The sequence below is a fragment of the Methylobacterium sp. AC433 genome, from assembly GCF_979253015.1.
In genome coordinates, this window is the sequence record NZ_CEEDBN010000015.1 from 73,958 (window position 1) to 94,983 (window position 21,026).

Annotated in this window: 20 protein-coding genes; 7 read left to right on the forward strand and 13 right to left on the reverse strand. The window is 72.1% G+C overall.

Annotated features, from left to right (window positions below; all coding sequences use genetic code 11):
• Positions 1-304 precede the first annotated feature (304 nt).
• From AC0IWM_RS18780 to AC0IWM_RS18790, 3 genes are all read left to right on the forward strand, one after another.
• Positions 305-2,110, forward strand: a complete 1,806-nt coding sequence (locus tag AC0IWM_RS18780; RefSeq protein WP_471757429.1) for a glycoside hydrolase family 15 protein — start codon at positions 305-307, stop codon at positions 2,108-2,110.
• Positions 2,111-2,195: 85 nt separating this feature from the next.
• Positions 2,196-2,399, forward strand: a complete 204-nt coding sequence (locus AC0IWM_RS18785) for a hypothetical protein (RefSeq protein WP_056478157.1) — start codon at positions 2,196-2,198, stop codon at positions 2,397-2,399.
• Positions 2,400-2,494: 95 nt separating this feature from the next.
• Positions 2,495-3,373: an SDR family oxidoreductase gene (locus AC0IWM_RS18790; RefSeq protein ID WP_471757431.1), complete on the forward strand. Its 879-nt coding sequence runs from the start codon at positions 2,495-2,497 to the stop codon at positions 3,371-3,373.
• Between the two features lie 64 nt (positions 3,374-3,437).
• Here AC0IWM_RS18790 and AC0IWM_RS18795 read toward each other — a convergent pair whose 3' ends face one another.
• The 3 genes from AC0IWM_RS18795 to AC0IWM_RS18805 form a co-directional block, all read right to left on the reverse strand.
• Entirely contained in the window at positions 3,438-4,988 is a 1,551-nt protein-coding gene (locus AC0IWM_RS18795; protein ID WP_471757433.1) for a GMC family oxidoreductase, read from the reverse strand.
• Positions 4,985-6,391 (reverse strand): alpha/beta hydrolase, encoded by a 1,407-nt coding sequence (locus AC0IWM_RS18800; RefSeq protein ID WP_471757435.1) that lies wholly within the window; start codon positions 6,389-6,391, stop codon positions 4,985-4,987. Before AC0IWM_RS18800 ends, AC0IWM_RS18795 begins: the two co-directional genes overlap by 4 nt.
• 103 nt (positions 6,392-6,494) lie before the next feature.
• Positions 6,495-6,941 carry a MarR family winged helix-turn-helix transcriptional regulator gene (locus tag AC0IWM_RS18805; protein WP_471757539.1) on the reverse strand — a complete coding sequence of 149 codons (447 nt, stop codon included), beginning with the start codon at positions 6,939-6,941 and terminating at the stop codon, positions 6,495-6,497.
• A 255-nt stretch (positions 6,942-7,196) separates the two neighbouring features.
• Between AC0IWM_RS18805 and AC0IWM_RS18810 the strand changes: the two genes are divergently transcribed.
• A complete protein-coding gene (locus AC0IWM_RS18810) occupies positions 7,197-8,294 on the forward strand; it encodes a branched-chain amino acid aminotransferase (RefSeq protein ID WP_471757437.1) in 1,098 nt (365 codons plus the stop codon).
• A 24-nt stretch (positions 8,295-8,318) separates the two neighbouring features.
• Here AC0IWM_RS18810 and leuD read toward each other — a convergent pair whose 3' ends face one another.
• Both leuD and leuC read right to left on the reverse strand, forming a co-directional pair.
• The gene (gene leuD, locus AC0IWM_RS18815; protein ID WP_471757439.1) at positions 8,319-8,927 is read right to left on the reverse strand and encodes a 3-isopropylmalate dehydratase small subunit; all 609 of its coding nucleotides are present in this window, start codon (positions 8,925-8,927) and stop codon (positions 8,319-8,321) included.
• 2 nt (positions 8,928-8,929) lie between these two features.
• Entirely contained in the window at positions 8,930-10,378 is a 1,449-nt protein-coding gene (leuC, locus tag AC0IWM_RS18820; RefSeq protein WP_471757441.1) for a 3-isopropylmalate dehydratase large subunit, read from the reverse strand.
• Between the two features lie 186 nt (positions 10,379-10,564).
• On the opposite strand from leuC, the gene AC0IWM_RS18825 reads away from it, so the two are divergent.
• Positions 10,565-11,488 carry a LysR family transcriptional regulator gene (locus tag AC0IWM_RS18825; protein WP_471757443.1) on the forward strand — a complete coding sequence of 308 codons (924 nt, stop codon included), beginning with the start codon at positions 10,565-10,567 and terminating at the stop codon, positions 11,486-11,488.
• A gap of 4 nt (positions 11,489-11,492) precedes the next feature.
• Here the strand turns inward: AC0IWM_RS18825 and AC0IWM_RS18830 are convergent, their stop codons facing one another.
• The 4 genes from AC0IWM_RS18830 to AC0IWM_RS18845 all read right to left on the reverse strand — a co-directional run bounded on the left by AC0IWM_RS18830 (position 11,493) and on the right by AC0IWM_RS18845 (position 16,020).
• Complete coding sequence (locus AC0IWM_RS18830) at positions 11,493-12,605, reverse strand: NHL repeat-containing protein (RefSeq protein ID WP_471757445.1); 1,113 nt, start codon at positions 12,603-12,605, stop codon at positions 11,493-11,495.
• Positions 12,606-12,720: 115 nt separating this feature from the next.
• Positions 12,721-13,743 (reverse strand): glycosyltransferase family 4 protein, encoded by a 1,023-nt coding sequence (locus AC0IWM_RS18835; RefSeq protein ID WP_471757447.1) that lies wholly within the window; start codon positions 13,741-13,743, stop codon positions 12,721-12,723.
• 31 nt (positions 13,744-13,774) lie between these two features.
• Positions 13,775-14,614 carry a glycosyltransferase family 32 protein gene (locus AC0IWM_RS18840; protein ID WP_471757449.1) on the reverse strand — a complete coding sequence of 280 codons (840 nt, stop codon included), beginning with the start codon at positions 14,612-14,614 and terminating at the stop codon, positions 13,775-13,777.
• Between the two features lie 98 nt (positions 14,615-14,712).
• Positions 14,713-16,020 (reverse strand): lytic murein transglycosylase, encoded by a 1,308-nt coding sequence (locus tag AC0IWM_RS18845; protein ID WP_471757450.1) that lies wholly within the window; start codon positions 16,018-16,020, stop codon positions 14,713-14,715.
• 214 nt (positions 16,021-16,234) lie between these two features.
• On the opposite strand from AC0IWM_RS18845, the gene AC0IWM_RS18850 reads away from it, so the two are divergent.
• Positions 16,235-16,465 (forward strand): hypothetical protein, encoded by a 231-nt coding sequence (locus AC0IWM_RS18850; RefSeq protein ID WP_056478179.1) that lies wholly within the window; start codon positions 16,235-16,237, stop codon positions 16,463-16,465.
• A gap of 13 nt (positions 16,466-16,478) precedes the next feature.
• On the opposite strand, the gene AC0IWM_RS18855 is transcribed toward AC0IWM_RS18850, so the two are convergent.
• On the reverse strand, positions 16,479-16,616 hold the full coding sequence (locus AC0IWM_RS18855) for a hypothetical protein (protein ID WP_471757452.1): 138 nt from the start codon (positions 16,614-16,616) through the stop codon (positions 16,479-16,481).
• A gap of 275 nt (positions 16,617-16,891) precedes the next feature.
• Here AC0IWM_RS18855 and AC0IWM_RS18860 point away from each other — a divergent pair, with 275 nt between their 5' ends.
• Complete coding sequence (locus tag AC0IWM_RS18860; protein WP_056478182.1) at positions 16,892-17,689, forward strand: lytic murein transglycosylase; 798 nt, start codon at positions 16,892-16,894, stop codon at positions 17,687-17,689.
• An 81-nt stretch (positions 17,690-17,770) separates the two neighbouring features.
• Here AC0IWM_RS18860 and AC0IWM_RS18865 read toward each other — a convergent pair whose 3' ends face one another.
• The 3 genes from AC0IWM_RS18865 to AC0IWM_RS18875 all read right to left on the reverse strand — a co-directional run bounded on the left by AC0IWM_RS18865 (position 17,771) and on the right by AC0IWM_RS18875 (position 20,620).
• Entirely contained in the window at positions 17,771-18,145 is a 375-nt protein-coding gene (locus AC0IWM_RS18865) for a hypothetical protein (protein WP_471757454.1), read from the reverse strand.
• A 508-nt stretch (positions 18,146-18,653) separates the two neighbouring features.
• Positions 18,654-20,000: an L-serine ammonia-lyase gene (locus AC0IWM_RS18870; protein ID WP_471757456.1), complete on the reverse strand. Its 1,347-nt coding sequence runs from the start codon at positions 19,998-20,000 to the stop codon at positions 18,654-18,656.
• Positions 20,001-20,197: 197 nt separating this feature from the next.
• Entirely contained in the window at positions 20,198-20,620 is a 423-nt protein-coding gene (locus tag AC0IWM_RS18875) for a response regulator (RefSeq protein WP_471757458.1), read from the reverse strand.
• Positions 20,621-21,026 lie beyond the last annotated feature (406 nt).

Below are 21,026 nucleotides of genomic sequence, written 5' to 3' on the forward strand. Positions count from 1 at the left end.
TCCAACCGACCCCATCATCGTATTGAACGTTCATTCACTGGTCAATGAGCGTTCATTCTCGGGGTGCGCAGGAGCACGGCAGTGCGGCCGTGGCGCCACAGGGCCAGCCTCAGAGCGGCGCCGACGTGTCAACGTGAAGCAAGCCGGAATCGGAACGGCCGAGGGCGACAGGGGTTCGAGCAGACCCCCAGTGGAGGACCCGGTCGGCCCGGTCCGGATGTTCGCGACACGCAGGCCTCGGCTCGCCGCGTCGCGCCCGGCCCCAGCCGGCGTCGTCCGCTCCCCATCCGAGGCCGTCCTCACCGTGTTGAAGCCCTTTCCCCGCGCGGGCGGTCCCGTCACCCGTATCGACGGATTTCTCCCGATCGAGGGCTACGCGGCCATCGGCGAGGGCCGCTCGGTGGCGCTCTCGGGCGCCGACGGTTCCATCGACTGGTGGTGCTGCCCCAACCTCGATTCGCCGCCGCTGTTCGACCGCCTGCTCAGCCCGGAGGAGGGCGGCTACTTCGCGATCACGCCGGAGGAGCCCTTCACGGCCGAGATCGGCTACCGCGACGGCAGCAACGTCCACGAGACCGTCTTCACCACGAAGACGGGACGGGCACGCCTCACCGAGAGCCTGAACAGCGGCCCGGCCGGGCGCCTGCCCTGGGCGGAACTCGCCCGCCGGATCGAGGGGCTGGAGGGCCACGTGCGCTTCCGGGTCGCGCTGGTGTTCGGCACGCGGGGCGACACCGCCGCCCCTTACCTCTCGGGCAACAGCAATGGCACCGCCTTCCACGTCGCCGGCATGATGGGCCTGTTCCGCACCAGCGACGGCGTCCGGATCGAGACCGAGAACGATCACGCCATCGCGGGCTTCGTCGAGGTGCGGGCGGGCCAGCGGGAGATCGTCGCCATCGTGGCGGCCGAGAACCAGCCCCTGGTGGTGGCACCGATCGACGAGATCGACGGGCGCATCGACGTGTCGTGCCAGGAATGGCGGGACTGGACCGAGCGTCTCGCCTATCGAGGCCGCTACGCCGAGCCCGTCGAGCGCAGCGCCCTGGCGCTGAAGCTGCTGCTCTACTCGCCCACCGGCGCCATCGCGGCGGCGGCCACCAGCTCCCTGCCCGAGGGCATCGGCGGCTCCAAGAACTACGATTACCGCTACGCCTGGATCCGCGATGCCGGCTACGTCATCAAGGCCTTCCTGCGCCTCGGCGCGCAGGCCGAGGCCAACGCGGCCCTGTCCTGGCTGATGCGCCACATCGGCGAGCACGGGGCGCAGGTGCTCTACACCCTCGACGGCGGGTGCGTGCCCGGCGAGCGGGACATCGACCTGCCGGGCTATCGCGGCTCGCGCCCCGTGCGCACCGGCAACGCCGCCACGAGCCAGCACCAGCACGGCATCTACGGCGACATCTTCGAGACCGCCGAGCGCTTCGTCGCCGACGGCAACATGCTCGACCTACGCACCGGGGCGCTCCTCGCCCAGCTCGCCGACCAATGCGCCGAATCCTGGAAGCTCAAGGATGCGGGCATCTGGGAGCTTCCGGATGCCGAGCACTATACGGGCTCCAAGATCAGCTGCTGGCAGGCGCTGGCCCGGGCGGTGGAACTCGCCGATGGCGGACATCTGCCGGGCACGTGCCGCGAGCGCTGGGCCCGCGCCCGCGACCGGGTCGCGGAGTGGATCGACCGGAACTGCTGGTCGGAGGCGAAGCAATCCTACGTGATGCATCCCGGCACCGAGAAGCTCGACGCCTCCCTGGCGCTGGCCGTGCGCTTCCGGTTCGGCAACCCCGAGCGCCTCGCGGCCACCTGCCGGGCCATCGACCGGGAGCTGGGGCGCGGCCCCTACCACTACCGCTACACGGGCGCCGAGGCGGAGGAGGGCTGCTTCCTCGCCTGCACGTTCTGGCTCGTGGAGGCCAAGGCCCTTCTCGGTGAGCCGGAGGAGGCGCAGGCGGCGTTCGAGGCCCTGGTGAAGGCCCTCGACCGGAATTCCGGCACCTATTCGGAGATGGCCGACCCGGCGACCGGCGCCTATCTCGGCAACCTGCCGCAGGGCCTGACCCACCTCGCCCTGATCCAAGCCGCCGCCACCCTGTCGGGCCTCAGCCTCTGAGGCTGCGGCATTCGGCGGGAGCATCGGTCGCAGATCCGACCCCCACCCTGCCGCGTTGCCGGAGACCACAAGAGGAGACGGCAGCATGGCCAAGGCCACGGACAAGACGACGGACGTGACGACCTACACCCTCAAGCAGGCCCTGGCGGCCCGGGTCGACGATCACGTGGAGATCGCGGTCGAGGCCGAGGACGGCACCCGGTTCAAGATCCGGGCGACCTCCGACCAGCTCGATGCCCTCACGGGCGACCTCGAGACCATCCTTGAGGCCGACGACGCGGACGCCTGACGACGTCCGGGACCCGCCACCCGGCGGGTCCCTTCCGCGCGAAGACAACCGCCGAAGACCAGCCCCGAAGACAGCCCCGGAAGGCCCTCAAGCCGATGAGCATCGATCCCCGCGACGCCGGCCCGCGGCCGCCCTTCCCCGGCGACCAGCAGCAGGAGCGGCCGGGCCTGACCTCGCGGATGCGTCCGGCCCCCGACCACGGCGAGACGAGCTACGTCGGCAAGGGACTCCTCACCGACCGGGTCGCCCTGGTGACCGGCGGCGATTCCGGCATCGGCCGGGCGGTGGCCATCGCGTATGCCCGCGAGGGCGCCGACGTGGCGATCTCGTATCTGCCGGTCGAGCAGTCCGATGCCGAGCACACCGCCGAATGGGTGCGCAGGGCGGGCCGGCGCGTCCTGCTCCTGCCCGGCGACCTGCGTGACCCGGCCCATTGCCGCGACCTCGTCGCGCGGACCGTGTCCGAACTCGGCGGCCTCGACATCCTCGTGAACAACGCCGCCGCGCAGGTGGTCAACGAGGATCTCGACGACGTGACGCCGGAGGACCTCGAGGGGTCGTTCCGCGCGAACGTCTTCGCGATGCTCTACCTCGCCCAGGCGGCCGTGCCGCACATGAAGCCGGGCTCGGCCATCGTGAACTCCACGAGCCAGCAGGCCAAGGTCGCCGACAAGACCATGCTGGTCTACGCCTCCACCAAGGGCGCCATCGCGAGCCTGACCATCGGCCTGTCCAACCTGCTGGCGCCCAAGGGCATCCGGGTGAACTGCGTCGCCCCTGGCCCGGTCTGGACCCCGATCCAGCCCATCGTGAAGAGCCCCGAGCAGATCGAATCCCTCGGCGCGGACACGCCGCTGGGCCGTGCCGGCCAGCCGGCCGAACTCGCCCCCGCCTACGTGCTCCTCGCCTCGCGCGAGGGCAGCTACATGACCGGGGCGCTGGTGCCGGTCACGGGCGGGACGCCGATGTATTGATGAAACCCACGCCCGTGGCCGGGGCAACAGCCTCGACCCATCGCCGCTGAGACGTGCCGATCGCTTAGCGCCCAGCCTTCAGGAACGCCTCGGCGCTGCGCAGGCTCAACGCCATGATCGTCAAGGCCGGGTTGGCGGCGAGCGAGCTCGGGAAGGTGGAGCCGTCGCAGACCCAGAGGTTCGGGACCTCGAAGGTTCGGCCGAACGGATCGACCACCGCGGTGTCGCCGTCGCGGCCCATGCGGCAGGTGCCGATGGTGTGGGCGACGCGCTCCAGGGTCCACAGGTCCGTGGCCCCGGCCGCCTCCCAGACCCGGTTCAGGAACCGGGTCGCGTGGGCGTTGAGGCGTTCCTCGTTCCGGCTGTAGCCGAAGCTGATCGCGGCCTTGCGCATGCCCAGCGCATCGACCTCGTCGGAGAGCGTCAGCACGTTTGCGTTGCAGGGCAGGGTCTCGCCGTTGATGCCGATGCCGGCCATGTGGTTGTAGCGGGCGAGCTGGTCGGCCAGGGCCCGGCCCCAGAGCTTGCGGCCCCGCGCCAGGGAATTGGCGAAGGTGAGCGGCACCACGCCGAGGCTCTGGACGAGGTAGCCGCCGGCGAAGTCCGCGTCGGCCGGCCGGATCATGTCCTCGGTGATCAGCGAGGAGGGATAGCCCTTGTTCATCCGCATCTCGGGCTCGAAGGTGCCCCAGACCTGGGTGGCGACGTGCCCCATGTAGTTGCGCCCGACCTGGCCGCTGCCGTTGGCGAGGTCGAGATGCAGCAGGAGGCGCGCGGATTCCACCGAGCCGGCGCAGAGGAAGACGTTGCGGCAGGGCTGGCGACGATCGATGCCGCCCTGGCGGTAGATGACCGCCGTCACCCGGCCGTCCTTCGCGCGCTCGATGCCGTGGACCCGGGCCTCGGCCCGGATCTCGGCCCCGTGATGGACGGCGAGGGGCAGGTAGGTGACGTCCATGCTGGTCTTGGCGCCGGTGCGGCAACCCTGATGGCAGTAGCCGCAATTGATGCAGCCGGGCCGGGTCGGACCGTGCTCCTGGGCGAAGGCGCGCGAGACCACGGCCGCCGGCGCGTCGGCGCAGCGTACGCCGAGGGTCGCGCAGGCGCTCGCCATGGCCTGGGCCGGGGCGTTGCGGGCGACGGGACCCAAGGGATAGGCGCGGGTCTCGTCCCAAGGATAGGCGGCCGGGCCGGAGACACCGATGAAGGCCTCGACGCGCTCGTAGAACGGCAGCAGCTCGGCATAGTCCAGGGGCCAGTCGACGCCCTCGCCGGTCTCGGTGTGGAGGCGCAGGTCCCGGGCGTCGGCCCGGGGCGTGAAGGCGCCCCAGTGCAGGGTCGAGCCACCGACGCCGGTGCCGCTGTTGTTGCCGCCGAAGGCCTCGGGCGTCGAGCCGCCGCTGAGCCGCTCCTCGGTCCAGTAGATCTCGTCGGCCAGGGTCTCGTCGAAGGCGAATCCCTTCGGGTCGAAGTTCGGCCCCGCCTCCAGGGCGACGCAGGAGAGACCCGCCTGGGCGAGGCGCGCCAACAAGGGCGCGCCGCCGGCGCCGGTGCCGATCACCACCGCGTCGACGGTCTCGGAGGTTGCGTGGCGACGCATCGCGTCGAGGTTCATCGGGCGGTCTCCACGGGGCCGTTCGGTTCCCAGGCCTCACGTCGGCCGATGCCGACCGCGTGGAAGCCGGGCAGGGGGTCGGTGTCGCCGCCGGCGCCGATGCCGCTGAAGTTCATGCGGGCCAATGCGACGGGGTGGGCGAGGTAGGTGCGGGCCACGTCCGCGCGCAGATCCTCGAACCAGAAGCCCATCTGCTCCGCGTCGAGGTCGCCGGAGACCGCACCGCTCTCCAGGCTTCCGAGCATCGCATCCTGCGCCTCGGCCGCGAGGGCGACGAAGGGCGCGTCGTGCGCGGCGCGGGCGGCGGCGTCCAGGGTCCTGAGGGCGCGCCGGTAGGCTTCCGGGTCGGGGGGAAGCCGGGCGAAGCGCCAGCCGTCCCCCGCCCCGCTCGCCAGGCGCGCGTCGATGCGGGCCGCCAAATCGATGGTCCCTGCGCCGTCCTGCGGCAGCACCCGGGCGCAGGCGGCCCGCAGGATGGCGAGGCCGACGGGATCGAGGGCTCGGGGCCGGTAGGCCGGGTCGTCCGGCTCGGCCCGCTGCAGCAGGGCCGTGCGCAGGCGGGCGTTCACGCGGTCCGACCGGATCAGGGCCGCATAGGCGTCCGGGAGCGAGGGAGCCTCGGCTCCCGTCGCGATCGCTCCGGCCGCGAGGCTCCGCACCGCCTCGGCCACCGCCTCGGGGCGCTCCAGGGGAATGAGGTGCCCGGTCTCGGCCAGGGGCACGAGGCGGTGATGAGCGAGATGCGGCGCCGTCAGCGCGGCCTGGGCCGCCGGGCCGAGATCGGCATCCTCGGTCCCCGCCAGGATGATCGCGGGGCTGCGCAGCACGCCGATCCGGGCGCACCAATCCTCGCGGCTGCCCGAGGTGAGCCAGAGCGTCCAGGCCGCGGGACCGGCGCGCAGGACATCCGCCACCGTCCGGGCCATCCGATCCGGGTCGAGGGGCGCGGCGACGTTCGCGGTGACGAAGGCCTCGGCTTCCCGCTGCCGGGTCGCGGGATCGGCGTCGATCCAGGCGATCATGGCGGCGCGCCTTTCCTCGGCCATGGGCTCGGGGGAGGGCGGCGAGCCCGCCATGAGCACCAGTCCGGCCAGGCCTACGAGGCCGGATACGCCATCCTCCGCCTGGCGGGCCACCGCCAGGGCGACCTTGGCGCCCATGCTGTTGCCGGCCAGCATCCACCGGCCCGGCGCATCGGCACGGATCCGGGCGGCCACGCCGTCGGCCATCGCGGCGACGTCTCGTCCGGGAATGGCGCCGTCCGCGCCGAAGCCGGGCAGGTCGAGGGCGACGCAGGTCACCGCATCCGCGACGTGTTGCGACACCATCTCGAAAGTCCCGGCACTGCCGCCGAGGTAATGTAGGCAATATAAGATCGGGCGGTCGGATGATTTGATCGGCATAGGCCCGAAAGAGCGCGCCGCGTCGTCTCTTCAAGTCATCGGGGACGCGGCGTTCGGCAGCAGCCCGGGCGCGGAACGAACGCCTGCGCGGCTTGCGCGTCCGTCAGCGGGGCGCGGAGGCCTGCAGAGCCGCGAAGACGCGCAGGCTCGCCTCGAGATCGGCCGTGCCGACCTCCGCGAAGACCTCGGCGCGCAGCCGGGCGAGGTCGGCCTCCATGCGGGCGACCACGGCCGTGCCGGCGGGCGTCAGGCTGAGCACCTTCGCCCGGCGGTCGGTCGGATCCTCGCGGCGGATCGCGAGGCCGGCCTCGCAGAGCTGGTCGAGGAGGCGCACCAGCGACGGGCCCTCGATGCCGACGGCCTCCGCGAGGGCGTTCTGGCGCGGGGCGCCGTCGAGGCGGGCGATCATGATCAGCGGAACCGCCGTGGCGTCCGAGAGGCCGTGCGCCTCCATCACGGCGTTGGCAGCGCGGCGCCAGTGCCGACCCGTCAGCAGCAGCGTGTGCGTGTAGGCGAGGCGGAGCTGATCCAGGCTCCGGACAGGCGGCAATTCGGCAGGCGGCGGGTCCGCGGGCGGTTTTCGGGGCGACACGCACGAGGCTCCTGCGAGCACCGGCGCCTGGGCGGCCCGGCTCTCTTTTCGTTTGCGCATTATTAGGATGCAAGCCGTTTGATCGCAAGCGGACATCGTCGTATCAGGGCACCAGCACACGTCTCGTCGTCCGGCTGCCCCCGGCGGCCCGCGCCGTGGCTGGCGCCGCACCGGCCCTTGATTGATCCGACGAGACGTAAGTAAGGACTGACGATGAGCGCCCCCGACGACCTCTCCTTCGCCACGCAGCCGCATGCCTCGCCCGTCCCGCCGGAGCGTCGGGCCGAGCTCCTCGTCGATCCCGGTTTCGGGCGGGTGTTCACCGACCACATGGTGACGATCCGCTACGTCGATGGGCGCGGCTGGCACGATGCCCGCGTCGAGGCGCGCGCGCCGATCTCCCTCGATCCGGCGGCGGCGGTTCTGCACTACGCCCAGGAGATCTTCGAGGGGCTGAAGGCCTACCGCACCGCCGATGGCGGCGCCGCCCTGTTCCGGCCGGAGGCCAACGCCCTGCGCTTCCGGCGCTCGGCCGAGCGCCTGGCGATGCCGCCCCTGCCCGACGCCGTCTTCGTCGAATCGGTCAAGCAGCTCGTCAGCGCGGATCGCGACTGGATCCCGTCGAGCGAGGGCGGCAGCCTGTACCTGCGCCCCTTCATGATCGCCAGCGAGGTGTTCCTCGGGGTCAAGCCGTCCTCGGAATACCTCTATCTCGTCATCGCCTCGGCGGTGGGCGCCTACTTCAAGGGCGGCTCCGAGACCGTCACGGTCTGGGTCTCGCAGGACCAGACCCGCGCGGCGCCCGGCGGCACCGGGGCGGCCAAGTGCGGCGGCAACTACGCCGCCAGCCTGCGCGCGCAAGCCGCGGCCGTCGAGCATGGCTGCGCCCAGGTGGTGTTCCTCGACGCGATCGAGCGCCGCTGGGTCGAGGAACTCGGCGGCATGAACATCTTCTTCGTCTTCGACGACGGCTCGATGGTCACCCCGCCGCTGAGCGACACCATCCTGTCGGGCATCACCCGCGACTCGATCCTGACCCTGGCCCGTGCCGACGGCATCGCCGTTGCGGAGCGGCCCTATTCCATCGACGACTGGAAGGCGGACGCCGCCAGCGGACGCCTGCGAGAGGTCTTCGCCTGCGGCACCGCCGCGGTGGTCACCCCCGTGGGCACGGTGCGCAGCGCGGATGGCGAGTTCTCGGTCTCGGACAACGTCGCCGGTCCGGTGACGAAGCGCCTGCGCTCGACCCTCGTGGACATCCAGCGCGGCAACGCCCCCGATCCCCACGGCTGGGTCACGCGGGTGTACTGAGCCGGCCGCCTTCCGAAGCCCGGCTCAGGCGAGCCAGGGCCGGGCCGCGAGGTGCCGGGCCTGGAACGCCCGGATCGCGTCCGCGTGGTCGAGGGTGGCGCCGATCGCGTCGAGGCCGCGGACGAGGTGATCCTTGCGCCGGGCCGGAATGTCGAAGCGCTGCACCGTGCCGTCCGTGGTGATGATGGTCTGGGCCGGCAGGTCGATCGTCATGCGGTTGGCCCCGGGGTCCGCCGCCCGGGCCGCGAGTTCGGCGAGGGGCCCGGGCGCCAGCTCGATCAGCAGCAGGCCGTTATTGGCGGCGTTGTCGGCGAAGATGCCGGCGAAGCTGGTGCCGATGAGCGCGCGGATGCCGCCCTGGAGCAGGCCCCAGACTGCGTGCTCGCGCGACGAGCCGCAGCCGAAATTCGGTCCGACCACGAGGATGCGCGCGCCCTGCCATTCGGGCCGGTTGAGGACGAAGTCCGGGCGTGGCTGCCCCGGACCGACGTAGCGCAGGTCGTGGAAGGTGGCCTCGCCCAGGCCCTCCCGGTCGATGCCCTTGAGGAACTGCTTGGGCATGATGACGTCGGTGTCGATGTTGGCGCCGGGCAGGCCGGCGGCCGGACCCGCGACGATCGTGAAGGGCTGCATGGTCAGGTCTCCGGCGCGAGGCGGTATTCGGGCGCGAAGCGGCGGCTGTCGGTGAGGTGGCCGGCGATGGCCGCGGCCGCCACCATGGCGGGGCTCATCAGGTGGGTGCGCCCGCCCGCGCCCTGGCGGCCTTCGAAGTTGCGGTTGGTGCTGGAGGCACAGCGCTCGCCCGGCGCCAGCACGTCGTCGTTCATGGCCAGACACATCGAACAGCCGGATTGGCGCCACTCGAAGCCGGCATCGAGGAACGTCCGGTCGAGGCCCTCGGCCTCCGCGGCCCGGCGCACGCTGGAGGAGCCGGGCACCACCATGGCCTGGACCCCCTGCGCGACCCGCCGGCCGCGCACGAGGGCGGCGGCCTCGCGCAGGTCGGAGAGCCGGGCGTTGGTGCAGGAGCCGATGAAGGCGCGCTGGATCGGGATGGTCGCGAGGGGCGTGCCCGGCGCGAGATCCATGTAGGCCAGCGCCCGGGCCATGTCCCGGCGCCGGGCCGGATCGGGCTCGGCCGCCGGATCGGGCACTCGGCCGTTGACCGGACCCGCCTGGTCCGGGCTGGTGCCCCAGGTCACCATGGGCTCGATCGCGGCGGCGTCGAGGGCGACCTCCCGGTCGAACACGGCCGCGTCGTCGCTGCGCAGGGTCAGCCAATGGGCCGCGGCGGCCTCCCAGAGGGCGCCCTTCGGCGCGCGGGGCTTGTCCGCCAGGTAGTCGAGCACGGTCCGGTCGGGGGCCATGACGACGCCGCGGGCGCCGCACTCCACCGCCATGTTGCAGATCGTCATGCGCCCTTCGACGGACAGGGCCTCGATCGCGGGACCGGCGAACTCGACGGCGTAGCCCGTCGCCCCGTCGGCGCCGATCCGGCGGATCAGGGCCATGACCACGTCCTTGGCGGTGACGCCCGGCGCCAGGATGCCCGAGACCGTGACCCGCAGGGTCTTCATCCGGCGGTACACCAGGGTCTGGGTGGCGAGGTAGTGCTCGATGTCCGAGGTGCCGATGCCAAAGCCCAGCGCGCCGAGCGCCCCGTAGGTGGTGGTGTGGCTGTCGCCCGCCGCCACGATCATGCCGGGCTGCACGAAGCCCTGCTCGGGGGCGACCACGTGCTCGATGCCCTGGAGCGGGTGCAGCACGTCGAGGAGTTCGATCCCGAAATCCCGGCAGTTGGCGTCGAAGTATTCGACCTGCCGCGCCCCGCCGGGATCCGGCATGGCGGCGACGCGCCGGGCCGCCGTGGGATTGACGTGGTCGACCACCGCCAGGGCGGCCTCCGGCCGCCAGACCCGGCGCCCGGCGGCCCGCAGGCCGCTGAAGGCCTGGGGGCTGGTGTACTCGTTGAGAACGGTGCGGTCGATGTAGAGGAGGACGCTGGCACCGGGGCCTTCGGCGGCGTCGAGGCGGCACACGGTGTGGGCGTCCACAAGCTTGTCGTAGAGGGTGCGGGCCTGCATCGATCGGCTCTCGACTACGCGGAAGAGGTGTCCCGGAATCTAACCCGATCCCGGACCGGGAGGCCAATGCCGATGCGGCATCAGGTGATGCCGTGCCGCTCGGCCGGTTGACCCTCCGCCGGCCCCCTCGCATTCTGCCGCCCTCCGGCAAGGCCCGAGACCCGAACCCCTGAGAGCGCGAGCGCGATGGATTCCGCCTGGCTGGAGGATTTCCTGGCCCTGGTCGATGGCGGCCACTTCTCCCGGGCCGCCGAGCAGCGCGGCATCACCCAGCCGGCCTTCAGCCGCCGGGTCCGGGCCCTGGAGGATTGGGTCGGCGGCCCGCTCTTCGACCGCGACAGCCAGCCCGTGACCCTGACCCCGGCGGGACTGCGCTTCCGCCCGGTGGCGGAGGAGACCCTGCGCCGGCTCTACCAGGGCCGGGAAGCCGCCCGCGCGGCCGGGCACGCGGCCGCCGAGACCCTGCGCTTCGCCGCGACCCAGGCGCTGTCGCTGACCTTCTTCCCGCCCTGGCTGCGGGCATTGGAGGCGCGCGAATCCTTCAGCGCCACCGTGCATCTCACGGCGGCCCACATGGCCGCCTGCGAGCAGGTGATGCTGCGCGGCGAGGCGCAGTTCCTGCTCTGCCACCACCATCCGGCCGCGGCGAGCTTCCTGATGTCGGAGCCGTTCCGGAGCCTGCCCGTCGGCACCGACCGGCTCCTGCCGGTGAGCGCGCCGGTCCCCGGCGCGGCGACGCCGCTGTTCTCCCTGTCGGAGACCTCCGGCACCCCGGTTCCGCTCCTCGGCTTCAGCGGCGAATCCGGGATCGGGCGCATCCTGGCGGCCACGCGGGCGGTGGAGGAGAGCGGCGCGCGGCTCGGCCCGAGCTTCACCTCCCACCTCGCCTCGGTGCTGGTGGCCATGGCCCGCGACGGACGGGGTCTCGCCTGGGCGCCGATGAGCCTGGTGGCCGACGACCTCGCCCGCGGCACCCTGGTGCGGGCCGCGGGTCCCGAGCGGGACATCACCATCGAGATCCGGCTCTGCCGCGCCCGCGCCCGGCAGAGCCCGCCGGCCGAACGCCTCTGGACGGCGGTGGCGAGCGGGTCCGATCGGGCGGGGAGCTGAAGGATCAGGGCAGGGCGGCGCGCTTGCGCAGGATCATGTCGCCCCGGAACAGGAACTTCTGAGCGCGCTTGCCGGTGTCGACCTCGGTGGTGAAGACGTTGCCGCGGCTGTCCACCGCGAGGTTGTGGACCCAGTGGAAGTCCCCCGCCATGCGGCCGTTGCGGCCGAAGGCGCCGAGGACCTCGCCGGTCTCGCGGCTCAGGGTTCGGACCTCGTTGTTGGCCCCGTCCGCGTTGAGGAGGTAGCTCTGGTCGGCGTCGGGCCAGAGCGCCAGCTCCCAGACGGAGCCGTTGGCCCGGGTGTTCTTCTCGACGAAGAACTCCTTCACGAAGGTGCCGTCGCGGCGGAAGACCTGGACCCGGTCGTTGGTCCGGTCGCAGATGTAGACCAGGCCGTCGCGGGCGATCTGCACGCAGTGGACGGGGTTGCGGAACTGCTGGGCCGGAGCCGCCGCCGGATCGTAGGCCGGCAGGGTCTCGTCGGTCGGCGGCTTGCCGTAGGCGCCCCACATCCGCTTGAAGGCGCCCGTCTCGGCATCGAACACGATGACGCGGTGGTTGAAGTAGCCGTCGGCGACGTAGAGCTCGTTGGTCTCGGGGTCGACCTGCATGGCGGCGGGCTTGCCGAGCCGGCTGGTATCGAGGCTGTTGGTCTGGGGTCCCTGCTTGCCGATCTGCAGCACGAACTTGCCCTCGGGGGTGAACTTCAGGATCTGCCCGTCGGTTTCGCCGTTCCCGGCGAGCCAGACGAAGCCCTTGTGGTCGATGTGGATGCCGTGCTCGTTCTGGGGCCAGTCGTAGCCCTCGCCGGGGCCGCCCCAACTGCGGATCAGGGTGCCGGCCTGATCGAACACCAGCACCGGGGGCGCGGGGCGGCAGCACTTGGTGCGCGGCGGGTTGAGGCTGGCAGCCTTCTCGTCGTCGGTGAGCGTGCGCGGGCGCTGCACCACCCAGATGTTGTCCTGCGCGTCGACGGCGACCCCCGAGGCCTGACCCATGATCCACTGGTTCGGCAGTGGTTTCGGCCAGGCCGGATCGACCTGGAACGTCAACGGGTCCGCGGACGCCACGCCCGCCCACGCGACCGCGAGCGCGGCCAGACCAAGCCGAAGCCTCATGCTTTCCTCCCGATGCCGTCCGGTCTTGCCGACCGTGACGTGCACACAGTATTCGCGGCCGGCGGGAGGGCGTCCAGTCGCCGAGGGGCTGCGGCGTGTCGCCGACCCGGATCTGTCACCCGGCCCGGCGCGTCAGGCGCCTGCGTGGGACGGCCTCCCGCAGGACGGCCTCCCACAGGATCGCCGCCCGCTCCCAGGTCAGGGCCCGGCGCTGCAGGAGCGCGCCGGCGCTGAGTTCCGACCAGAGGTCGTCCTGGGTGGCGAGGCTGACGACGGCCTCGGCGAAGGCCGTGTCCGTCCTGGCGACCCAGCCGTTCACGCCGTGCTGCACCCGTTCGGCGAGGGCGCCGATGCCGGCGGTCACCACCGGCAGCCCCATGGCCTGGGCCTCCGCCGCCGCGAGGCAGAAGGTCTCGTCGGGGGAACCGGGGCAGACCATGGCCCGCGCGTCGCCGTAGAACGCCGCCAGGGCGACGGCACCCCGCCGGGAGTGGAACACCACCGGGCCGCGATCGTCGGGCGAGTCCGGCTGTTCCGAGCCGAAGACGTGGAGCTTCGCCCCCGAGGCGATCAGGGGCGCCGAGCTGCGCCAGAGCCGCAGCATCCGGTCGAGGCCGCGCTGGGGCTGCGACGCGTAGACGAAGTCCCGGCTGCGGCCCCGCGTCGGCTCGGGCGTGCGGAAGACCGGCGAGACCCCGTGCGGGATGACGTGGCGGCGCCGGAACGGGTAGAGCGGCGACATGATCCGCGCCGCGAGGCTGCCGACGAACACGGCCTCCGGGCGCAGGGTCAGGAAAGGCATGAGATAGCCCTTCCGCACGGCCTTCTCGACGTTGAGCGGATTGTGGACCCAGACGATGCCGCGCCGGCCCGGATGGGCGCGGAGGGGGCGCGGGTCGTTGCTGGTGACGACCGCGTCGGCCTCGCAGGCCGCCGCCTCCGCGAGGGGGATGTTGCGGACGCCGTCGCGCTCCACCGTCCCGCTCCGGCGCGTGGCCAGGGTCACGATCCAGCCGCGCCGGGCCAGGGCGCGGGCGAGGGCGATGTTCGTGCTCTCGATGCCGCCGAGGCCGATCTCGGGGGGCGTGTCGAGGCCGAAGGCCACCGGCGTCGCGCAGATGAACAGGACCCGACGCATCGACATCTCCAAGGATCGCATGTCCGGCCGGTCAGAGGCCGAGGCCCCGGGCCTGCTGGCCGAGCCAGGAGGCGGCCGGGGGCGGGGCGTCGAGCCCGATCGACCAGAGCTTACCGCGCCAGGCATGCACCGACACCGTCTCGGGCACGATGAGTGCCCGCGCCGCCCGGTCGTCCGCCTCGGCGAGGCGGTAGGCATCGTCGTCGCCGAGGGGATAGAACACCTCCCGCGCCCGGGCATGGCCCTCCAGGCGGAGCTTGCGCACGAAGTAGGTGAGGGCGCGGGGGCCGATCGCCAGGCGCTCCGGGTGGAACGGGATGCGCTTGCCGATCAGCAGTTCCAGGCGGCGCTTGACCCGGATGTGGCCGGTGGCCCAGGGCGCGCGGATCGGCACCCTCGAGATCGCGTCCCAGTAGCGGGACACGAGCTCGGAATCCGGCGGCGCCGACAGGATCGCGTTGTTGAGACGGCTCGCGTTGAGCCAGCCGAACAGGTACGCCCCCGCCCCGTCCGGCGTCTCGAGGGGGCGCAGGAAGATGCAGTCGAGGTCCGACCAGATGCCCTTGCCGTCGCGGATCAGGCTGAGGCGCAGGTAATCGGCGTAGAAGGCGAGGACGCCGCGGCTGCGATAGAGGTCCGCCATGAGGTTCGGTCCGATCCCCTCGCGGGCATCGATCACCGTCCCCGGCAGCCCCTGCGCGCGCAGGGCCGCCACGTCGTGCGAATAGATGTGCAGGGGGTGCCCGGCCGCGACGATCGAGGCGGCACTGAGCCGTTCGAGCCAGGTCACCGGCCCTTCCCAGTAGGTGACGATGGTCCGGAGCGGGGACGGTCCCCCGGAGGGAGCGGACGTGGCCGCGGATCGACTCATTCCCCCCTCACGCCCCTCTCGCCATCGCGCGGTCCCCGGATCACCGGGGCTGCTCTATCGCGGCGCCCCGGGCGCGACCACCGCTAAATCCGCGCGGATCAGGGCTTGGTTTCGGAAGAGGCCAGGATCCGCTCCCGCAGCGGGGCGTCGGCGTAGCCGTCGGGAGGCAGGCCGTTGGCCGCCTGGTAGGCGCGGATCGCCGCCCGCGTCCTGGGGCCGATCTTGCCGTCGGCCGCGCCCGCCGGGAACCCGCGCTCGGCCAGGCGCAATTGGAGCGTCCGGACGTCGCCGGCGCTCGGCATCGCGTCGCCGCGCGGCCAATCCCGGGTGAAGCCCGCCTCGCCCCGCAGGCGGTCCGACAGGTGCGCCACGGAGAGCGCGTAGGCCAGCGCGGTGTTGTAGCGCAGGATGATCCGAAAGTTCGGCTGGAGGAGGAAGGCGGGTCCGCGGGCGCCGGCCGGCAGGATCAGCGTCGCCGTGTCGTCCTCCGCCAGAGCCTGGATCGGGACCACCCCGAGCGCCTTCCAGGCGGCGATGCTCCGCTCCGTGGTCTCGTCGGCGAGCGCGAGGTCGAACCCGTCGGGCAGGCGCGCCTCGCTGCCCCAGCGCGCGCCGGAATGCCAGCCCATCGCCGTGAGGTAGTTGGCCGTGGAGGCGAGGGCGTCCGGCACGGAGGTCCAGATGTCGCGCCGGCCGTCGCCGTCGAAATCCACCGCATAAGCCTGGTAGACCGTCGGCATGAACTGGGTGTGGCCCATGGCCCCGGCCCAGGACCCGGTGAGCGGTCCGGGCGGCCCCTTGTCCTGGGCCTGAATCTCCAGGGCGGCGATCAGCTCGGCGCGCCAGTAGGGCGCCCGCGGCGTCTCGCTGCAGGCCAGCGTGGCCAGGGAGCGCAGGACCGGACGGACGATCCCGGGATCCTCGAGCACGCTGCCGTAGGTGGATTCGACACCCCAGAACGCCGCCAGGATGAAGCGGTCGACGCCGTAGCGGGCCTCGATGGCGTCGAAGGTCGCGGACCACTCCGCCAGCTTGCGCCGGCCCTCGGCGATCCGCGTCTCGGTGAGGTTGGCGTCGAGGTAGGACCAGATCGGCTTCACGAACTCCGCCTGACCCTGGGGCGCCGCCGCCACCTCGGCATCGGGAGAAAGGGCGCGCAGGCGGTCCGTCACCCCGGCCGGGACGCCGCGTGCCTCGGCCTCGGCAGCGACCGCCCCGGTGCAGTGCGCGAAGGCGAGGGGTTGCGCGTCGGCCCCGGCTACGGCACCTCCGGCGGGGGCGGACGGCTCGGCCGACACGATCTCGACCGCGCCCGGGATCAGGGCGGCCGGACCGAGGGCCATCAGGAATGCAATCGCGGCGGCGCGCCGCATGGGAGCCCCGAAGCGTCGCTGCCGCCACCCCATGCCGGTTTCCTTCTTGCGCCGCCCCGTCGGGACCCTAGCGGCGGGAGCCCGGAGGCGGAAGCGGGACTTCGCCACGATGAACCGCGTCGGCGGAACCATCGCCTGCCGGCTGCATCAACCGACCGTTGCAAGGCCGGCGCGGCGCGTTCGCTGTCGGGCCAGGGAGGACGACCATGCGGTGCCGCGATCTGCCCGACCGCGCGAGAGGGTGCCGATGCTCGTCGCGCTGATCCTGTTCCTGAGTGGGATCGCGGTGGGCCTCACCTGCCGGGCTACGGTCGCCGTCGGCCTGTCCGCCCTCGTGGTCGCGCTCTCGGGCATGGTCTGGATCGCCCGGTGGGACGTCTCCGTCGTGAGCCTGCTCGTGCTGTTCGCGCACCTCACCGCGGTTCAGGCGGGCTACCTGCTCGGCGCCTACCTGCGCGTGCGCAGCGACGGCGCCTGAGGGCACCATCCCCTCACCAGAACCAGACCACCGTCGGGCTGAGCACGAAGATCGGCCACCACAGGAGCAGGGCCGTCGCACAGAGGACGAGGACCAGCACCAGCGGCGGCCGTTGGTTCGGATTGCTACGGAATGTCTTGAAGCGGGACATGAGCGGTGTGGCCCGGGACGGTTCAATGTTCGTCTCGGGCTGAACTGCACGGGATGGGCCGCTGCAGTGCCGAACCGGATGTCAGGTCCGGCGATGCATCCGGACATCTCTGCGTAACCAAACGCGGGGAAGTGAGGGCCATGGGACGGATCGCAGCCAAAATTGCCGCAATGAGGCTCGACTCACGGTCGCGTTTGTCGCCTTGCTCCGCGCAAGGGGAAGTCATCGATCCGTGCGGCCCCCCGAACGGCGTCGCACGGCCAGGGAGTTTTGACATGATCGGACGTGGGTATCGGACGCCGTGGATCGCGGCGGCCTTCGCGGCGCTCGTCTGTGCGACGGGCGCGGCGAACGCGGCGCAGTGCGGCAACAGCGCGGCCGGCTTCGAGGCCTGGAAGCGGGAATTCGCCGAGGAAGCGCGCGGCCGGGCCAGCGCCGCGAGCCTCTCCGCGCTGATGGGCACCTCCTACTCGACGGCGACCATCTCGGCCGATCGCGGACAGAAGAGCTTCAAGCTCTCCCTCGACCAGTTCCTGGCCAAGCGCGGCGGCAACACCATCGTGTCGCGCGGCCGCGCCCTCAAGGCCCAGAACGCAGCCCTGTTCGACTCGATCGAGCAGCGCTACGGCGTGCCGCCCGGCCCGCTCCTGGCGATCTGGGGCATGGAGACGGGCTTCGGCGCGGTGAAGGGCAACGTGAACACGCTCTCGGCGGTCGCGACCCTGGCCTATGATTGCCGCCGCTCGGCCTACTTCACCGACCAGCTCTACGCCGCCCTCACGCTGGTGGATCGCGGCGTCCTGACCCCGAGCACCCGGGGCGCGGCCCACGGCGAGGTCGGCCACACCCAGTTCCTGCCCAGGAACGTCCTGAACTACGGCGTCGGCGGCAGCCTCGACGGCACGGCCAACGCCCTGAACTCGACGGCGAACTTCCTCAAGGGCCATGGCTGGCGCGCCGGTGCCGGCTACCAGCCGGGCGAGCCGAACTTCGCCGCGATCCAGGGCTGGAACGCCGCCTCGGTCTACCAGCGCGCCATCGCGCTGCTCGGCGAGCGCATCGACGGCCGATAGACCGGACCGCGATCCGTCAGGCCCGGGTCGGAGGCCCGGGTCGGTCCCGGTCTCCGGCGAACCCGCGTGCGGCGGCCGACCTCAGGGCCGCAGCCCCGCGATGTCGTCGCTGCAGGGCATCATGTCGGTCGCGCCAGCGACGAGGCCGGCGAGCGCGCGAAGGTCCTGCGGCTGGCGCGGGCTCGCCGCCACCCGGCCTGCGTCGCGCTTGAGGGCGCGGTTGCAGCCGCAGGAGGGCAGGCCCCCGTCGGGCGTGCAGGCATCGTGACTGCGGCACGCCGCATCCAGCGCGTCGATCGGCGTGATGTCCATGCCGTCGTTGCCGGGGCCGCAGTAATGCCCATGGATGAGCAGGGCCGGGCGCGGCGTGTGTCCGGGACCCGTCAGGTCCTGGGCGGCGAGGGGCGTGATGACGGGGAAGGCTCCGAGGAGCAGGGCGAGCGTCAAAATCCGCATGGCGGGTCTCCGGTGGGGAATTCGGGTCGGAACGGGGCGAGGACGAGCCCGCCGGGCGCTGGGCAGCGCCGACTGAAGGTCGGGCGGAGTTCGGAGAGAATCGGAAGGCGGACGCCCGGAGGCGGTCCGCGACAGGACTCTCAGGACGGGGCGGCGTCCCGGACGGGCGCCCGGTCGCGCCTCGGGCCGGAGCCGGCGATCCCGGTGGTCGGCGTCGCGAAGGTCATGATGTGTGTCCCGCGTCTCGACAGGACGGATCGAAGGCGAGCCGCTCGCGCTGGCCGCATCCGCCGTCCGGTAGCCCCCTCGCGCATGACAACCCTATCGGAACCGCTGCGTTCCATATTCTCGGATCGGAACGACGCCTGTTCGGCCGTCGGAGCCAATGCTCAAGCTTGAACGCGCAGGGTTTCAGCGAGCGAGCGGCAGTCGATCGGGCGACGGAGATCGATGCGGAGCGTCGAGCCCGGCGAATAAGGAACTCGGCAGTTCCTTAATTTTCGATCCGTCAGCAGGCCGCGACGTTCACCGCGAGACCACCCAGGGAGGTCTCCTTGTACTTGGCCTGCATGTCGTGGCCGGTCTGGCGCATGGTCTCGATGACCTCGTCGAGGCTGACCCGGTGGATGCCGTCGCCGCGCAGGGCCAGGGAAGCGGCCACCACCGCCTTGTTGGCCCCGAAGGCGTTGCGCTCGATGCAGGGGATCTGGACCAGGCCGCCGATGGGATCGCAGGTCATGCCGAGATGGTGCTCCATCGCAATCTCGGCGGCATTCTCCACCTGGGCCGGGCTGCCGCCGAGGAAGGCCGCCAGACCCGCCGCCGCCATCGCGGCCGCCGAACCGACCTCCCCCTGGCAGCCGACCTCGGCGCCGGAGATCGACGCGCGGGTCTTGATCAGGCCTCCCACCGCCGCGGCGGTGAGCAGGAATTCCCGCGCGCGGGCCTCCGACCAGTCGGGGCAGAAGTCGCGGGCGTAGCGCAGGACGGCCGGCACGATCCCGGCCGCGCCGTTGGTGGGCGCCGTCACCACGCGCCCGCCTGCGGCGTTCTCCTCGTTCACCGCCAGGGCGTAGAGGCTGATCCAGTCGACGATCTCGTGGGCCGCGCGCGCGTTGCGCAGGCGGCCGGCGGTGAGGTCGTCGTGCAGGCGCTTGGCGCGGCGGCGGACCTTGAGGCCGCCGGGCAGCTCGCCGTCCTGGCGCAGGCCCCGATCGATGCAGGCGAACATCGCGTCTCGGATGGCGTCGAGGCCGGCCTCCACCGCCTCGGGGTCGCGCGAACCGCACTCGTTGGCGAACTGCACCTGCGCGATCGTGCGGTCCTCCCTCAGGCACAGGGCGAGGAGGCCGGCCGCAGAGGCGTAGGGCAGGGGGCAGTCCGTCTCGGCGCCCGGCGCGGCCTCGGCCTCGGTCACCACGAAGCCGCCGCCGACGGAATAGTAGGTCTCGGCGTCGAGGACCGCGCCGGCGCCGTCGAGGGCGCGGAAGTGCAGGGCGTTGGTGTGCAGCGGCAGCACGTCGGTGAAGTTGAAGGCGAGGTCCGCGGCCGGGTCGAAGGCCGGCCCCGAGGGGCCGAGCCGCTTGCCCGCCCCGAGCGCCGCGACGAGGCCGGCGACCGCGTCGGGGTCGATGGAGCGCGGGTCGTGCCCGAGGAGCCCGAGGAAGATCGCCGTGTCGGTGCCGTGCCCGCGCCCCGTCCAGGCGAGGGAGCCGAAGATCTCGGCCTGGATGCGGGCGAGGCCGGGCAGACGCTCGGTCCGGGTGCGAAACCGCAGCGCCGCCACCATCGGGCCGACGGTGTGCGAGCTCGACGGGCCGATCCCGATCTTGAAGAGGTCGAAGGCGCTGATCATCGGCTCTCGCGTTCCGGAAGGCACGGATGCCCGGGGCAGGCCCCGCGTCACCGGCTGTTCGAGACGGGGGCGGGGGTCGGCCGGGACGTCAGGACCTTGCCTGATACACCGCCGGGCCGAGGCCGCGCATCCCCCTATCCGCGCCACCGCATCGGATGCGAGGGGCGGACCGGTCCGCCGGAGCGATCCGGATCCGTTCAGGCCGCCGCGCGGTCGTAACCGGTCCGGTCGGCGGCCGGGGCCAGCAGCTCGGCGACGAGGGCCACGAGCTGGTGTCCGTGATAGGGCGTGCGCAGGCGCAGGGCGCCCGGCTCGAGGGTTTCGCCGTCGAGCCGGCGCAGGGAGCGGGCGGTGTAGACCACGCCCACCGCGGGATCGAGGCAGCGGGCGACCCCGGCGAGCGAGAGGCCGTCCACGGTGTCGCGCACGTCGGCATCGGTCACCAGCACATCGACGCGGCGCTGGCCCGTCTGCGCCAGAAGCAGGCTCTCGACCTCGCCGGCGGTACGCGCGCCGAGCACGTCGTAGCCCGACATCTCGAGGCAGCTCGTGGTGATGGAGCGGGTCAATTCGTCTCCGGCGAGGAGAACCACGAGCGGTTGGCGGGACGCGGCCATCATGGACGAACTTCCTGGGTGAACCGATATCGAGCGCTTCGGCTTTCAAATGGACGGTGGTGCGACCGTAGAAGCGACCAGTTAACGCGTCCTTAAACGACCGGTTTCATGAGGCAACAGCAATTCTGGAGACAAGCTGAAGAGATCAGCAATTTCACCCGGATGCTCACCTTATCAGCATCGACATGCCCGAAAAGACGGCGAAACTAGCACTTTGGCCGCGTCGACTGGATTTCGCGGCATCCGGGCGCCCTTAATAAGGGCACCGCACCGGGGAAGACGGCCCCGCGACGCCCCGCCGGCGGGTCGGATCGGCGCCCTGCGCCCCGTTCGACGCGCGTGAGGCAAACCTTCGGCCACACCCCACGATCGGGAGAAAGAGCTTTCCCCTTCCAGCCGAAAAAAGCCG

Excerpts from the sequence above, each read along its gene's own strand:
- AC0IWM_RS18785 (WP_056478157.1), top strand. The coding sequence starts at position 2,196 with ATGGCCAAGGCCACGGACAAGACGACGGACGTGACGACCTACACCCTC.
- AC0IWM_RS18790 (WP_471757431.1), top strand. The coding sequence starts at position 2,495 with ATGAGCATCGATCCCCGCGACGCCGGCCCGCGGCCGCCCTTCCCCGGC.
- AC0IWM_RS18795 (WP_471757433.1), bottom strand. The coding sequence starts at position 4,988 with ATGAACCTCGACGCGATGCGTCGCCACGCAACCTCCGAGACCGTCGAC.
- AC0IWM_RS18800 (WP_471757435.1), bottom strand. The coding sequence starts at position 6,391 with ATGCCGATCAAATCATCCGACCGCCCGATCTTATATTGCCTACATTAC.
- AC0IWM_RS18810 (WP_471757437.1), top strand. The coding sequence starts at position 7,197 with ATGAGCGCCCCCGACGACCTCTCCTTCGCCACGCAGCCGCATGCCTCG.
- leuD (WP_471757439.1), bottom strand. The coding sequence starts at position 8,927 with ATGCAGCCCTTCACGATCGTCGCGGGTCCGGCCGCCGGCCTGCCCGGC.
- leuC (WP_471757441.1), bottom strand. The coding sequence starts at position 10,378 with ATGCAGGCCCGCACCCTCTACGACAAGCTTGTGGACGCCCACACCGTG.
- AC0IWM_RS18825 (WP_471757443.1), top strand. The coding sequence starts at position 10,565 with ATGGATTCCGCCTGGCTGGAGGATTTCCTGGCCCTGGTCGATGGCGGC.
- AC0IWM_RS18830 (WP_471757445.1), bottom strand. The coding sequence starts at position 12,605 with ATGAGGCTTCGGCTTGGTCTGGCCGCGCTCGCGGTCGCGTGGGCGGGC.
- AC0IWM_RS18835 (WP_471757447.1), bottom strand. The coding sequence starts at position 13,743 with ATGCGTCGGGTCCTGTTCATCTGCGCGACGCCGGTGGCCTTCGGCCTC.
- AC0IWM_RS18840 (WP_471757449.1), bottom strand. The coding sequence starts at position 14,614 with ATGAGTCGATCCGCGGCCACGTCCGCTCCCTCCGGGGGACCGTCCCCG.
- AC0IWM_RS18845 (WP_471757450.1), bottom strand. The coding sequence starts at position 16,020 with ATGGGGTGGCGGCAGCGACGCTTCGGGGCTCCCATGCGGCGCGCCGCC.
- AC0IWM_RS18850 (WP_056478179.1), top strand. The coding sequence starts at position 16,235 with ATGCTCGTCGCGCTGATCCTGTTCCTGAGTGGGATCGCGGTGGGCCTC.
- AC0IWM_RS18855 (WP_471757452.1), bottom strand. The coding sequence starts at position 16,616 with ATGTCCCGCTTCAAGACATTCCGTAGCAATCCGAACCAACGGCCGCCG.
- AC0IWM_RS18860 (WP_056478182.1), top strand. The coding sequence starts at position 16,892 with ATGATCGGACGTGGGTATCGGACGCCGTGGATCGCGGCGGCCTTCGCG.
- AC0IWM_RS18865 (WP_471757454.1), bottom strand. The coding sequence starts at position 18,145 with ATGCGGATTTTGACGCTCGCCCTGCTCCTCGGAGCCTTCCCCGTCATC.
- AC0IWM_RS18870 (WP_471757456.1), bottom strand. The coding sequence starts at position 20,000 with ATGATCAGCGCCTTCGACCTCTTCAAGATCGGGATCGGCCCGTCGAGC.
- AC0IWM_RS18875 (WP_471757458.1), bottom strand. The coding sequence starts at position 20,620 with ATGATGGCCGCGTCCCGCCAACCGCTCGTGGTTCTCCTCGCCGGAGAC.